This is a genomic window from Frankia alni ACN14a, from assembly GCF_000058485.1.
GTDB classification, from domain to species: domain Bacteria; phylum Actinomycetota; class Actinomycetes; order Frankiales; family Frankiaceae; genus Frankia; species Frankia alni.
This window is the reverse complement of record NC_008278.1, coordinates 6134594-6146993: the sequence shown is the minus strand read 5'-3', so window position 1 is coordinate 6146993 and position 12400 is coordinate 6134594. Positions and strand designations below refer to the sequence as shown.

Genomic DNA, 12400 nt, shown 5'->3' with positions numbered 1-12400 from the left:
TAGATCCCCCGATCGGGGGAACGGAAGGGAAAACGCGTGGCCCGAGGTCACCGTGTCCACTCCCCGTGACGCCGAGGAGCAGCGAAAGGGGCACGCCACGTGGTCGTGGCATGCCCCTTTGATACCTGAGCGTCGGGCTCAGGACACGCTGAGCTTGTCGGTCTCGTCGTGGTATTCGACGGCCATCTCACGCAGCTTGGAGTCGTGCGACTTCGCGTGATGCCGGCAGAAAAGGAGATCCCCGCCGCCAGGCAGCACCACCCGCACGTATGCCTGGGCACCGCACCGGTCGCAACGATCGAGGTTGGTCAGCGTCGGCTTCGTGGTAGTCCCTGTCACATCTACTCCAACTGTGTTAGGCGGTCAGACGTTCCTGCTGACCATGTGACGGTTTACTCACAGCCGGCTCTCGTGGCGTCATTGCATCCAGAGCGGCGTGGTGTCCGCGGAGCTTCGGATCCGCGGACGGTTGCTCGCCCCCGGCGAGCTGCGGCCTGATCAGGGCCGTCGGGCGCCGAAGACGATGTCGTCCCATGCTGGCACTGACTTGCGTCCGCGTCGACCGCCTGCGGGACGTTCCCCCCCACGGGTGCCGTTATTCTGGCGGCCTCGTGACGCAGCGGGTGCACCCGACTTCTCTGTGGTCGACTCGTCGACACCCTCTGTCGTCGATTCCTCCGGATCGGTGGAAGTCGGCTCGTCCGAGGCTGCCGGCGCCGATGCGCCTCGACGTTGCCTCACGGCCGCGCCGGGGGCCCCTTCCGCGACGCTCGGGCCCGACGGTGGGCTCACCGCGGGTGTCCGGGCGGACTCCTCGGTGGGGGTGGTGGAGGCGCCGCCGCCCGCGGATGGCGCTGCGGCGACGGCATCGTCGGCCTGGCGCGGACGCCGGCCCGCAGGGGTGACGACCGGCCCAGCCGGACCGGTGGGGGACTCGGCGGCGGCGCTCGGGCCGGACACCGCGGCGGATCCGGCTGGCGATGTGGCGGAAGTCACGGCCGGTGTGCCGGCCTGGGCGACGGCGGCTCGGGAGGTTCCTCCCGTTCGCGCGGATCCGGCCGCACCCGGGGCCGAGGCGGCCGGTCGGGACCGGGCGGCCGGCGCGGCGCGACCGGGGGCGGCTGCCGGCGGCGCGCTGCCGGCCCTGGTACCGCCCGGCTCGGGTGCGACCCGGCGGCCGGTCCCTCGGGAGAGGGAGCCGACCCGGGTCGCCGCCGTGCGCCGCGGTGTCTGCGGCTCGGGGCGGCGCGCACCAGCCTCCTCCGCGGGCAGGGAAGGATCAGGAGCCTCGCCGGCCGCCTCGCCCCCCACCGGGGCGGCCCAGGACTCGGCTGGCCGCGTGCTGGCGCCCAGAGCCGGCCCGTCGGCCGACCGGCCGGCCGCCGCGCCGGCCGGGTCCGGCTCGGGCCGGGTGATGGCGGTGTAGTCAGCGGTGTAGTCGGCGGGCGGGTCGTCGTGGCCGGCGGCCGGGCCCGGCTCCGGCACAGCGCGGAAGGTCTCGGCCCGGGCAGGCTCGTCCCAGTGCTCCCGGGGCGCCGGCTGCCAGCGACCGTCGCCGCGTGGCGACGGGTGCCGCATGGTGGCGGCGGCCGGCGGCACGGCCGCGGGGCGCTGCGGGGTCGTCCCGCCGCCACCTGACGGACGATCCTCGGCGGGGTAGGCGGCCGCCGGGACGGCGGGAAAGGCGGTGGGCTGGACATGGGGCCGGACCACGGGCTCCTGCGGCACCGCCGGGAGCGGGGCGGCGGCGACCGCCGGCTGCGCCGGCGTGGCGGGCAGACCCTGGTCGGAGACGAGTGTCAGCGCCGGACCGGCGGCCCGCAGCACGGGCGGCGCGGGCGGCGGCGGGGGGGCCTGCTCGGTGCTTTCCGGGGCGACCAGCGCCCGGGCGGCGTCGTCGTGGGGGCGCACCCGGCGCACGACCGGATCCCACGTCCAGCGGGCGCAGCGGCTGTCCGAGGTGAGCTGGACGAGCCAGATCCCGTCGACGCGGCGCCAGGCGTCCCACTGGGCGGCGGCGGGATTGTCCTGGGCGACGATCAGCCGGGCGTCGACGACCTCGCCGAGCGGCCGTCCGGGCACCCCACCGGGGTCCTTGGGCAGCAGCGCAGCCCGGGCCTCCTGCACGACGCGCGCACGCTCGGCCAGCACCGGACCCTCGTAACGCTCCACGCGCTCCACGGGTATGCCGGCCGCTCTGGCGACCTCCGCAGCGGTCTCCCCGGCGCGCAGCCGGGCCTGGATCTCCCGCGGGGTCAGCGCGCTTTCGGTGCGCACCTCGCTGCGGCGCATTCCGCGCAGGGCAGCACGGAGCCGGTCGTCCACCGGCACGCGGAACTGCTCGCCGTCGGTCCTGCCGCCTGCGTCCGCGAGCACGAGGTAGCCGCCGTCCTCGCTGAGTGCGACCGCCCTCAGCTCACGCATGGCGCCTCCTGTTCACTCGAAGCCGTACCCTGCCCGGGTCGGCACGCCGCGGCGCACATCGCGCCGGTCGGCCGACGAGCCCGCGGGCAGATCGGCATGACGCACCCGAACCCGCCTTAGGCCTGTGCGTCCCGGTAGGTGACAGCCTGCCATCGATGCGGCCGGCTGGCGGGCTGGCGGCGGACGACACGCACAGTCTGACCGAGTCGGGCCTGTCCGTCCGGGCCGGGAGCCGGCCGGATGATCCTACGGTCGCCGGCCGCCGGGCGGCCGGGTCGCCGGTCCCCGCCGCCGCGCCGGGCGGGCCGAGGGTCGCGGGCGGCTCTGATCGGCCAGGCCGGACAGCGCGGCACCGACGATGCCCGCCTCGTTCTGGAGCTGCGCCGGCACCACCCGGGTGCGCAGCTCGAGCTGGTCGAGAAACCTGTCGGCCTTCTTGCTGACCCCGCCGCCGATGATGATCAGATCGGGCCAGAGCAGTGCCTCGAGCGTGTTGAGGTACCGGGTCACCCGCTTGGCCCACTTCTCCCACGACAGGTCCTCCCGCTCGCGGGCCGCGTCGGAGGCCTTCGTCTCCGCGTCGTGTCCGTGGATCTCCAGGTGCCCGAGCTCGGTGTTCGGAACGAGCTGCCCGTGCAGGAACAGGGCGGTTCCGATGCCGGTGCCGAACGTCGTCATGACGACCAGCCCGGCGGTGTCGCGGCCCGCCCCGAAGGCCATCTCCGCGATCCCGGCCGCGTCCGCGTCGTTCACCGTGGTGATGTCCGCCGCAGTGGCGGATCCGCCCGGCTGCGCCGGCACCGAGGTGGCGTCGGCGTCGGCGCGGCCGAGGGCGCCGGCGAGCACGCCGACGATGTCGGTGCCGATCCAGGACGGCGCGATGTTCGCCGCCGTCAGCGCCACGCCGTTCTTGACCACCGACGGCAGGGCGACACCCACCGGACCGGACCAGTCGAAGTGGCCGACGACCTCGGCGATGGTCGCCGCGACGGCGGCGGGCTCGGCGGGCTGCGGGGTCGGGATCCGAAACCGGGGCGCGGCCAGCGTGCCGTCCTCGACGTTGACCGGAGCGCCCTTGATCCCGCTCCCTCCGACGTCAACTCCGAAGACCTGCATTGCCCAGCCCCTCCCCGCGCCGAAAGTGCCCGCCTGTGGCGCCGGCGTCGCCGGCCCCGCGGTCGCGTGCGCGGACGGCGCCCCCCGCCGCACGCGCGCCCGGGTGGGCCGGTCCATCGACCGCCGAGTGCTAAGTCTCGCAGGCCCGCTGACCACGGGCGCCGCCCGCCCGCCCGCCAGCCCCTGCGGTGGTCGTCGGCGGACGCGACGCGACGTCCCCGGCCCGCCGCCCGGCGGCGTCCGTGGACGGTGCCGGGCGCGGTGCGGCCGGCCCGACCGGGTCTGCCCCGTCGGCATCACCGGTCGGTCCGCTCGGCAGTTCGCCTCATCCGAAGGGTCCGGTGGGTTCGGGCGCTTGGGCTCTATACGCTAGGCCGGTGAGTCTTGTCGACACCCATGGTCGCATTGCGACGGACCTGCGGGTGTCGCTGACCGACCGGTGCAACCTGCGGTGCGTCTACTGCATGCCTGCCGAGGGCCTGCCCTGGCTGGCGTCGGCGCGCCTGCTGACCGACGACGAGGTCGTTCGGCTGGTCGGCATCGCGGTGCGGCTGCTCGGCGTGACGGAGGTCCGCCTGACCGGCGGTGAGCCGACCCTGCGGCCGGGTCTCGCGGCGCTGGTGGCCCGGCTCGCCACCCTGCGCCCGCGGCCGGAGCTCTCGCTCACCACGAACGGGCTCTCGCTCGTCCGGCTGGCCGAGCCGTTGCGCGCGGCCGGCCTGGACCGGGTGAACGTCTCCCTGGACACCCTGGACCCGACCCGCTTCGCCCGGATCACCCGCCGCGACCGGCACGGCGACGTGCTCGCGGGGCTGCGCGCCGCCGCGGCGGCCGGCCTCGCCCCGGTCAAGGTCAACAGCGTCCTCGTCCGGGGCGTCAACGACGACGAGGCCGCCCGCCTGCTGCGCTGGTCGCTGGCCGGGGGCTACGAGCTGCGGTTCATCGAGCAGATGCCGCTCGACGCCCAGCACGGCTGGCAGCGCTCGACGATGGTCACCGCGGCGGAGATCCTCGCCGCCCTGCGCGCCGAGTTCACGCTGCGGCCCCTGCCGGGGCGCGGCAGCGCGCCCGCCGAGCTGTTCGAGGTCGACGGCGGCCCCGGCCGGGTCGGGGTGATCGGCTCCGTGTCCGCGCCCTTCTGCGCGGCCTGCGACCGGGTTCGGCTGACCGCCGACGGTCAGGTGCGCAACTGCCTGTTCGCGCGGGAGGAGAGCGATCTGCGCGCGGCCCTGCGCGCCGGTGCGGACGACGAGCGGCTCGCCGCGCTGTGGCGGGCCGCGGTGCGGGGGAAGAAGACCGGCCACGGGATCGGCGAGCACGGATTCCGGCAGCCGGACCGGCCCATGTCGGCGATCGGCGGATGACCGTCCCGCAGGCCGGCTGCAGCGCGCTCGTGCTCGCCGGCGGCGCCGCTCGCCGCCTCGGTGGCCGGGACAAACCGGGCGTCGTCGTCGGCGGCACCACGCTGCTCGATCGGGTGCTCGCCGCGGTCGCCGGCGGCACCGGCACCGAGCGCATCGTCGTCGTCGGCCCCCGCCGCGACCTCGCGGCGCCTCCCGAGGGCGGGGTGTGGTGGTGCCGGGAGGACCCGCCGGGCGGCGGCCCGGTCGCGGCGATCGCCGCGGGGCTGGTCGCGATCGCCACCCCGTTCGTCGCCGTCCTCGCGGCCGACCTGCCGTTCCTCACCGGTCGGGAGATCGAACTGCTGCGCCGCGGCGCCGAGGAGCCGGCGGCGCACGCCGCCGTGCTGGTCGACCCGGGCGGGCGGCGCCAGTACCTCGCCGCGGTCTGGCGCACCGCGAGGCTGCGTGCCGCGTTGCCCGCGGACCCGGTCGGGCGGCCGGTGCGCGGTCTGTTCGCCGACCAGGTGGTGATGTCCGTGCGCGCGGACGCACTCGCGTGCCTGGACTGTGACGCGCCCGCCGACGTGGCCCGTGCCCGGCGCTGGGCCGGCCGGGTCCGACCGGGCACGATGTGACGATGACCTCCGCCCACAGCCCGCGACCCGGACACGGCCAGCCGCCCGGGGAGGGCTCGCCGCGCGGTGCCGGCGGCGACGTCCTGGACCGATGGTTCGCGCAGGTCGGCGCCGAGCTCGGCCTGGAGCTGGCGGGCGTCGACGTGGCCGCGCTGCTCGACCTCACCCGGGACGTCGCCCACGGGGTCGCGCGCCCGGCGGCGCCGCTGACCGCGTTCCTGGTGGGCCTCGCGGCGGGCCGGGACGCCGCCGTCGGCGGCACCGACGCGGCGGCGGCGGTCCGGGCGGCGACGGCCGCCGTGCTCGGCCTGCTCGACCGGCGCGCGGCCGCAGCCGAGGCCGGGGCCGAGACCGCAGCCGAGACCGCAGCGGGGGCCGAGACCGCAGCCGGGGCCGAGACCGCTCAGCCCATCCGGCCGGGGCCCGCCTCGTCGAGGTAGCCGCGCATGTCGATCGCCATGGTGCGCACCGCGTCCTGGTCGGGCTCCTCGTACTGCTCGCCACCGCTCGTGGCCCGGGCGTAGCCGAAGGTCAGGCGGGGTAGCACCTGCGTCGGGGTGTCGAGGTCGTCGGGCCACTCGGGCTCGTCGCCGGTGAAGGCCGCCGGCCCGGAGGGCAGGTCGTCCGCGCCGGGCGCGGCCGTCACGACGGCCCAGTCGATCACGCCGAGGACGACGATCGTCGCCAGCGCGGGCACGGCCGCGATCGGTTTCCACGCCGTCAGCCCCACCAGCGCGAACACCACGACCACCGTCAGTCCCCCGACCAGGTGGCGTCGCGTGGGACGAAGCGCGGGAACCTTCCGGCCACGCCGATAGTGCGCCATACCGACAGTGTGCCCCACGGCCGCCGTGTCCTCATGCGGCCGGCGGGTCCCCCGTGGCCGTCGTGTCCCCATGTGGTCGGTTGGGAACCGCGGGGGGTTGCGTCGGCTCCGGCCGGGAGATCGACCGGCACGCTCGTCCGATGGGTGAGACCCGGTGTGGGTGAGCAGGCGGCGCGGACCGCCTCCCGCGGATTCGGCCAGGGCCTTCCGGGTAATCCAACAGGGACCCGACCGGCCCGACGCGCGGTGATGCACGTCGTGCCCGGGGCGACCTGCGGGCCGACGACCGGGCCGGCACGGGACGGTGATTCTGGCCGCCCGAAGGACCGGCCCCGCGGCGTCGGACCGGCCCTCGGGGGCCCTTCATGGGCAGGTGGCGCGCCTGCACGGGACGGTGGCGTCGCCGGTCGACGCCCGACAGCGGAGGGTATGGAGCCTCACCCTTTTTGGTGAAGGTTGTGCACGTCGGGCGGCTTCTGGGCCACACTTTTCGGAGAAAGCGTTATGGACCCATGGCCCGGCGCCGCACCATGCGTTCGACCTTGCGAGGCGGGAGGTTTGCCGTGGCGGCTCGACGTCGGACGACCTGTCCGCGCCGAAAGTCCCTTCCAGGCACCCTGCTACTGCTCACGGTAGCGACGGCGGTGCTTTTGGTCGGCGGCTGCGGCTCGCCGAGTTACGAATATGTGACGAACAAGAAGGACGGCGCGTTCCTGAAGGTTCCGAACGGGTGGAATCACCAGGAGATGCCCGGCCCCGCCCTGTTCGGTATCGATGCCCGCAACGTCAGTCCCGAGATGCTGCAGGGGCTGATGTCACGGGAATGGGTCGTGGGCATCGACGCGGCCCGGCGATTCGACGCCTCGCGCCTGCTCGTCCCGGACGCCACCCTGCCCAAGGGGTTCGCGCAGGTTCGCCACCTGCTGCCGGAGGAGGCGAACGCGGTGTCGACCAACGACCTGCGCAACTTCGTCCTGTCGGTGGACGACGCGGTGGCCGCCCAGGAGAAGGCCGTGCGCCAGGACCCCTACGGCGCCCGGCTGACGCCCGACTTCCTGCTGCTGGCGGATGAGGTCGTGCACAAGAAGGACGGCGTGCACGGGGTGCATCTCGTCTACCAGGTGCAGACCGACGCCGGCCTGGTCACCATCGACCAGACGAGTCTGCTCGACAACGGGCAGACGGTTCTCTATCAGCTCATCCTCGCGTGTTCGTCGCTGTGCTACGCGCAACACGCAGACCAGATCGGCGATGTGGCCAAGTCCTTCACGATCGAGCCGACGGACCGAGGGCAGTAGAGATGGGCGTGATGGACCACGCAGACGGGATCCGCGCAGACGGACCGGGCGGCCCCACGCCGCCCGGCGGGTCGGCGGCGTCGACCGCGGCGGCACAGCCGGAGACGACGGCCGAGGGCGACGGGAAGCCACGCCGCCGACCGCTCCCGCTGTGGGACCGGGTGAAGTTCCTGATCCTGCTCGGCGCCGTGTTCCTGTTCGTGGTGGCCGCGGACGTCTCCGGCGATCCGCTGATGACCTGGGCCGACGCGTTGCGGATCCAGGCCCGCAAGAGCGCCTGGGTGCTCGTCCTGTTCGGCCTCGAGGTGCTGCACCAGCTCCACATGCTCATCGCCGAGCGGTGGTCGGCGTACCACGTGTTCTGGACCGACCGGGTCTTCGGCCGGGCGGAACGCCGGATGCTGCGGCTCAACGACTGGAACCGCTACCGGCTCAGCCGCGCGGCGAAGTGGATCGTGGCGCTCGCCCTCGCCCTGTTCGTCTACGCCCGGCTGTCCCACACCTCGGTCTTCGACGCCCTCGTCCAGGTGCCTGGCGACCTGTGGAAGGCCATCCCGTTCGTCCTGCAGATCGTCCTGCTGATGGTCCTGGTCGTCGGCCAGTTCGTCGTCATGTTCTGGTTCCTGTCCAAGGGCGGCGTCGACACCTACTTCCCGGAGGACATCACCACCCGCTTCGCCGACGTGTGGGGCCAGGACCACGTCGTCAGCCGGGTCCAGGAGAACGTCTTCTACCTGGAACGGCCCGAGGAGATCGAGAGCCGCGGCGGCCACGTGCCCGGGGGCATCCTGCTGTGGGGGCCGCCCGGCACCGGCAAGACGCTCATCGCGGAGGCGGTGGCCGGCGAGACCGGCAAGCCCTTCGTGTTCGTCGACCCGGGTGCCTTCTCGGCGATGTTCATCGGTGTGGGCATCCTCAAGGTCAAGTCGCTGTTCCGCAAGCTGCGCAAGCTCTCGCTGCGCTATGGCGGTGTGATCGTCTTCTTCGACGAGGCCGACACGCTGGGCAGCCGCGGCGCCCTGAACGGCGGCTTCGGTGGGATGGGTAACGGCGCCCGGTCATGGTTCGCCCGCCAGGGCTCCCCCGCCTCGGCCGCGCCGGGAGGCCTGGGTGGGCCGGGGGCGGCCGGCCGTCGCCCGGACGCGTTCGGCGCGCGCGACGGAGGCGTCGGCGACCTGTGTAACGGGCTGTCCTACCTCAGCTCCGCCGCCCGCTCGGAGATCACCCGGGAGGCCGCCCGCGAGCAGTTCGTGATGGGCGGCGGTGGCGGCGGGTTCGACGGCACCCTGCAGGCGCTGCTCACCGAGATGTCGGGGCTGAAGAAGCCGCGCGGGTTCCTCAACCGGGTGGTGCGCCGCACGCTCGGCATGCGTCCGAAGCCGCCGCCGAAGTACCGCATCCTGGTGATGATGGCGACGAACATGCCGCAGTCGCTGGACGAGGCGCTGCTGCGTCCCGGCCGCATCGACCGCCAGTACAAGGTCGGCTACCCGAGCAAGGAGGGCCGCATCCGCACCTTCGAGGGCTACCTCGCGAAGGTGCGCCACGAGCTCACCCCGGAGCAGATCGAGCGGCTGGCCATCATGAGCCCGGAGTCCACCGGCGCGACGATCAAGGACACCGTCAACGAGGCGCTGGTGCAGGCGGTCAAGGACGGTCGCGAGGTCATCACCTGGCAGGACATTCTCCGAGCCCGGGTGATCAAGGAGTACGGCCTCGCCGACGACCACGAGCACATCGACCGGGAACGGCACAGCATCGCCCTGCACGAGGCGTGCCACGCCGTCGTCGCCTACCGGATGCAGCGCGGTCGCGTGATCGACCTGGCCACCATCGAGCGGCGCGGCGGGGTCGGCGGCTTCGTGGCCCACGTCGCCGTCGAGGACCGGATGTTCATGTGGAAGTCCGAGATCGAGATCCAGGTGATGGTCTCGCTGGCGTCCCTCGCCGGGGAGCGGATGTTCTTCGAGGGGGACAACACCGTCGGGGTCGGCGGTGACCTGCGCAGTGCCACGCTGCTCGTCGCGAACTTCATCTCCTCGGCGGCGATGGGCGAGACCCTGGCCTCCCGGCTGTCCATGCTCGAACAGCAGATGGGCAACGCCTCCATCGACGCCGACCGGCCCTTCGGTGAGCAGGTCGAGGTCAAACTGCGCGAGCTCTACGAGCGGACCGAGGCGGTGCTGGGCGCGAACCGGCGGGAGATCCTCGCCCTGACCCACGCGCTGGAGACCCACAAGACGATCACCGGCGAGGATGTGGAAGCCATCATGGAGGGCCGCACGGGGCCCACCGTCGACGGCCGTCGTTACCACGAGCCGGACTTCCTCAACGTTGCCGAGCGCTACCACTCGGATGCCGTGCGGGCGCACCGCGGCCAGACCCGGGAGCTGCACAAGCTGCCCGAGCTCGGCCGCGTGGCGGCGAGCAGCTCCGTCGAGGCGCCGGGGCCGTCGTCCGCGGCGCCGGCGGTGGCCCCGCCGGTCCCACCCGCCGGCCGGCCGTCGGCCGCCGGTCAGGGCCAGGAGGGCCCCGGCGTCTAGGTCGAGCGTCTGGGTCGAGCGTCGTCTGGGCCGAGCGTCTGGGCCGAGTGTCTAGGTCGAGCGGCCGTCGAGGGGCAGGCGATCGCCTTCGCCCGTCCCGGGCTGGGGCTGGGCCTGGATGGCGGCGGCGCGTGGCGAGGCGGCGGGGCGCAGCGAGGCGAAGGCGAACGCGGCCGCGGCGAGGGCTGCGCCGGCGGCGAGCAGCAGGCCGGCACGCGGGCCGAAAGTCTGCGCGACCCAGCCCGCGATCGGGCCGCCGAACGGGGTCGTGCCGAGGAACGCCACCGACCACAGCGCGATCACCCGCCCTCGCATGGCCGGGTCGGCGGAGAGCTGCACGGTCGCGTTCCCCGTCGAGATGAACGCGACGCTCGTCCCGCCCACCAGCACGAGCGCGGCCAGCTCCAGCTCGATGGAGGGCGCGGCGGCGGCGAGAAGGAAGGCGAGACCGAAGGCTGCGGCGATCATTCCCAACGGCCGGACGCCGATGCGGCGGCGACGGGCGACCAGCAGCCCGCCGACGACCGCGCCGGCCCCCATGGCGGAGGTCATCAGGCTGTAGGTCGCCGCGTTGCCGCCGAACGTCTCCCGCGCCACCAGCGGCAGCACGACCTGGAACTCGTACGACAGCGCGCCGATGACCAGCATCATGATCAGCGGAATCCGCAGTGCCGGGGTGCGTCGGACGTAGGCGAAACCGGCCCGTAGCTGCCCCGGTGCCCGCTGCACCGGCGGCCGTTCGTGCAGCGCCGAGGTGTCCATCCGGTGCAGGGCGACCAGCACCGCACCGAACGACGCCGCATTGAACAGGAAGCACCCGGCCGTGCCGACGGCCAGGATGACCACGCCCGCGATGGCCGGTCCGACGATGCGGGCCGCGTTCACTGTCACCGAGTTCAGGGTGATCGCGTTCGGCAGGTGGTCGGAGCCGACCATCTCCTGCACGAAGGTCTGTCGGGCCGGATTGTCGACCGCGTTGCACAGGCCGATGAGCGCCGCGGCCACCGCGACCATCCACAGCCGGGCGGTGCCCGTGAGATCCAGGACGCCCAGGGCCAGCGCGGCGAGCCCGGAACCGACCTGGGTGAACATCAACAGGTGCCGCCGGTTGGTCCGGTCGGCGATCAGGCCGGCGTAGGGCCCGAAGAGCAGCACCGGCAGGAACTGCGCGGCCGTCACCAGGCCGAGGGCGGTCCCCGAGGCGCCCAGCGAGAGCACCAGCCAGCCCAGGGCGATGGTCTGCATCCAGGTCCCGCACAGCGAGACGACCTGGCCGGTGAGGAAGCGGCGGAAGTTCGGGATCCGCAGGGCGGCGAAGGTGCCGCCCTTCGATGAGGCCACCACGGCGGATCCGTCCGTGGCGGTGGTGTCGGGGTCCGGCCGGTCCGGCTCCGTCGCCGGGGGCCGGCCGGGACTGTCGACCTGCAGGGACATGCACACACCTCCAGGCTGACCAACGCCCGGCGGCAGATCGTTATTTCGCAACAGGTAAACGTCTCGCCCGATGGTGATGACCCGGTCGGTGACGGAGCTGAACCGGCGGTTGGCTTTCGGCGCGTCCCGATCTACTATGCGAACAGACGTTCGATTGATGTGCCGTGGGGTGGGCGGAGTTCCGCCGGAGTCCGGTGCGGTGCATCGGTGTGGGAGGGGTTGGTGATCGTGATCGATGTCGAGGCGTTGCTGGGCGGGGTCGTCGCCGTCGACGCGCGCGAGCTGCCCGATGTGGAGGTCGCCCTGCTGGTCGTCGACGTCCGCCGGCTGGTCGACGCCACCGACGCGCTGTGGATCCGGCTGCTGGCCGAGTTCGACCGGCGCGAGCTCTGGCGGCTCGACGGTGCGCGGTCGGCCGCGGCCTGGCTGCGGCGGGAATGCCGGCTGGTGCACCCCACGACGGCCACGGCACTGGCGGTCGCGCATGCCGTCGAGGCGCTGCCGGCCTCCGGCGCGGCCTTCCGCGCGGGCACCCTCAGTTTCGAGCACATGCGGGCGATCGCGCCCGCCGCCGCACCGCAGCGACGTGAGGTCGCGTTGCGGGCGGATCCGATCTTCGCCCGTGCCGCCCTGTGGATGAACCCGCGGCAGATGAGCAACGTCGTGCGCACCTGGATGCAGTTGGCGGACGGATGAGCGTCACGATCGGGCGGCGCGGCGGCCGGGGGAGGCGGTCGGCGTCGGAACGATCTGCGGCTCGGGCCCCGGGTCAGGGGGGTCC

At 73.8% G+C, this 12400-nt stretch carries 11 protein-coding genes; 6 read left to right on the top strand and 5 right to left on the bottom strand.

Going from position 1 to position 12400, the window contains the following annotated elements; genetic code table 11:
• Positions 1-138 precede the first annotated feature (138 nt).
• The 3 genes from FRAAL_RS24750 to ppgK form a co-directional block, all read right to left on the bottom strand.
• A complete protein-coding gene (locus tag FRAAL_RS24750; protein WP_009742431.1) occupies positions 139-339 on the bottom strand; it encodes a DUF7455 domain-containing protein in 201 nt (66 codons plus the stop codon).
• Between the two features lie 159 nt (positions 340-498).
• The gene (sepH, locus tag FRAAL_RS24745; RefSeq protein WP_011606757.1) at positions 499-2424 is read right to left on the bottom strand and encodes a septation protein SepH; all 1926 of its coding nucleotides are present in this window, start codon (positions 2422-2424) and stop codon (positions 499-501) included.
• 246 nt (positions 2425-2670) lie between these two features.
• Positions 2671-3540, bottom strand: a complete 870-nt coding sequence (ppgK, locus tag FRAAL_RS24740; protein WP_011606756.1) for a polyphosphate--glucose phosphotransferase — start codon at positions 3538-3540, stop codon at positions 2671-2673.
• Between the two features lie 377 nt (positions 3541-3917).
• Between ppgK and moaA the strand changes: the two genes are divergently transcribed.
• From moaA to FRAAL_RS35290, 3 genes are read left to right on the top strand one after another with little or no spacing between them, the layout of a single operon-like run.
• Positions 3918-4904, top strand: a complete 987-nt coding sequence (moaA, locus tag FRAAL_RS24735; protein WP_011606755.1) for a GTP 3',8-cyclase MoaA — start codon at positions 3918-3920, stop codon at positions 4902-4904.
• Complete coding sequence (gene mobA / locus FRAAL_RS24730) at positions 4901-5518, top strand: molybdenum cofactor guanylyltransferase (protein WP_041939747.1); 618 nt, start codon at positions 4901-4903, stop codon at positions 5516-5518. The genes moaA and mobA overlap by 4 nt, the downstream gene beginning before the upstream one ends.
• A gap of 2 nt (positions 5519-5520) precedes the next feature.
• The gene (locus FRAAL_RS35290) at positions 5521-5958 is read left to right on the top strand and encodes a DUF6457 domain-containing protein (RefSeq protein ID WP_231861339.1); all 438 of its coding nucleotides are present in this window, start codon (positions 5521-5523) and stop codon (positions 5956-5958) included.
• On the opposite strand, the gene FRAAL_RS24720 is transcribed toward FRAAL_RS35290, so the two are convergent.
• Positions 5922-6344, bottom strand: coding sequence for a hypothetical protein (locus FRAAL_RS24720; RefSeq protein WP_011606752.1), 423 nt, complete (start codon positions 6342-6344; stop codon positions 5922-5924). The genes FRAAL_RS35290 and FRAAL_RS24720 overlap by 37 nt on opposite strands.
• Before the next feature lie 644 nt (positions 6345-6988).
• Here FRAAL_RS24720 and FRAAL_RS24715 point away from each other — a divergent pair.
• Positions 6989-7642, top strand: coding sequence for a hypothetical protein (locus tag FRAAL_RS24715; RefSeq protein ID WP_011606751.1), 654 nt, complete (start codon positions 6989-6991; stop codon positions 7640-7642).
• Positions 7643-7644: 2 nt separating this feature from the next.
• The gene (locus tag FRAAL_RS24710) at positions 7645-10185 is read left to right on the top strand and encodes an AAA family ATPase (RefSeq protein ID WP_041939746.1); all 2541 of its coding nucleotides are present in this window, start codon (positions 7645-7647) and stop codon (positions 10183-10185) included.
• A gap of 51 nt (positions 10186-10236) precedes the next feature.
• Here the strand turns inward: FRAAL_RS24710 and FRAAL_RS24705 are convergent, their stop codons facing one another.
• On the bottom strand, positions 10237-11619 hold the full coding sequence (locus tag FRAAL_RS24705) for an MFS transporter (protein ID WP_231861338.1): 1383 nt from the start codon (positions 11617-11619) through the stop codon (positions 10237-10239).
• 222 nt (positions 11620-11841) lie between these two features.
• On the opposite strand from FRAAL_RS24705, the gene FRAAL_RS24700 reads away from it, so the two are divergent.
• Positions 11842-12315 carry a DUF222 domain-containing protein gene (locus tag FRAAL_RS24700; protein ID WP_050997444.1) on the top strand — a complete coding sequence of 158 codons (474 nt, stop codon included), beginning with the start codon at positions 11842-11844 and terminating at the stop codon, positions 12313-12315.
• The last annotated feature ends 85 nt before the right edge of the window (positions 12316-12400 follow it).

What these genes read in the sequence shown, in the direction of transcription:
- mobA (WP_041939747.1), top strand. Translation starts at nt 4,901, where the DNA reads ATGACCGTCCCGCAGGCCGGCTGCAGCGCGCTCGTGCTCGCCGGCGGC.
- FRAAL_RS35290 (WP_231861339.1), top strand. Translation starts at nt 5,521, where the DNA reads ATGACCTCCGCCCACAGCCCGCGACCCGGACACGGCCAGCCGCCCGGG.
- FRAAL_RS24720 (WP_011606752.1), bottom strand. Translation starts at nt 6,344, where the DNA reads ATGGCGCACTATCGGCGTGGCCGGAAGGTTCCCGCGCTTCGTCCCACG.
- sepH (WP_011606757.1), bottom strand. Translation starts at nt 2,424, where the DNA reads ATGCGTGAGCTGAGGGCGGTCGCACTCAGCGAGGACGGCGGCTACCTC.
- ppgK (WP_011606756.1), bottom strand. Translation starts at nt 3,540, where the DNA reads ATGCAGGTCTTCGGAGTTGACGTCGGAGGGAGCGGGATCAAGGGCGCT.
- FRAAL_RS24710 (WP_041939746.1), top strand. Translation starts at nt 7,645, where the DNA reads ATGGGCGTGATGGACCACGCAGACGGGATCCGCGCAGACGGACCGGGC.
- FRAAL_RS24705 (WP_231861338.1), bottom strand. Translation starts at nt 11,619, where the DNA reads ATGTCCCTGCAGGTCGACAGTCCCGGCCGGCCCCCGGCGACGGAGCCG.